The sequence below is a fragment of the Microbispora sp. H10836 genome, assembly GCF_012999525.1.
In the GTDB taxonomy this organism is placed as follows: Bacteria; Actinomycetota; Actinomycetes; order Streptosporangiales; family Streptosporangiaceae; genus Microbispora.
Map to the genome: position 1 here is coordinate 1 of NZ_JABBWU010000081.1, position 623 is coordinate 623.

Sequence of the window (623 nt, forward strand, 5' to 3'; positions counted from 1 at the left end):
CGTCCTTCATCGGCTCCTGATGCCAAGGCATCCACCGTGTGCCCTAAACAACTTGGCCACAAAGATGCTCGCGTCCACTATGCAATTCACAAACAACAACCAGACAACCAGCCCACCCCACCACCAAGACACCCGAGCACAACACTCGAACCGGTATGGCAGGAGACCAGCCCTGGAGAAAACAAACCCACCCCGCACCGAAGCGGCCCACCCCCACACGGAGGAGACCGCTAACAGCCCGGAGAGAAACGGTCCGTTCCCTCAGGACCCAACAGTGTGCCCAGCCGACCCCAGCCCCCAGAACCCGCATTCCCACTCCGCGATCCCACCCCGAAAGAGGCACGACCACGGCGGTACTAGCAGACCCGGCAACCACGACCGGCTGAATAACCAGTGCTCCACTAATGAGCGCACCAGGCAGGGAACGTTCGCCCCTGAACCCGGCATGGACCAGACCCGAGGCCACCACACGGACAACCGTGCGGCAGCACCAACCAGGCCGGCCGAGTGCTCCTTAGAAAGGAGGTGATCCAGCCGCACCTTCCGGTACGGCTACCTTGTTACGACTTCGTCCCAATCGCCAGCCCCACCTTCGACCGCTCCCCCCACAAGTGGTTGGGCCA

1 rRNA gene is annotated in these 623 nt (G+C 62.4%); it reads right to left on the minus strand.

Features of this window, described 5'->3' with window-relative positions:
• Positions 1–518: 518 nt before the first annotated feature.
• Positions 519–623 (minus strand): 16S ribosomal RNA (locus HHX30_RS40380); the annotation flags it as partial.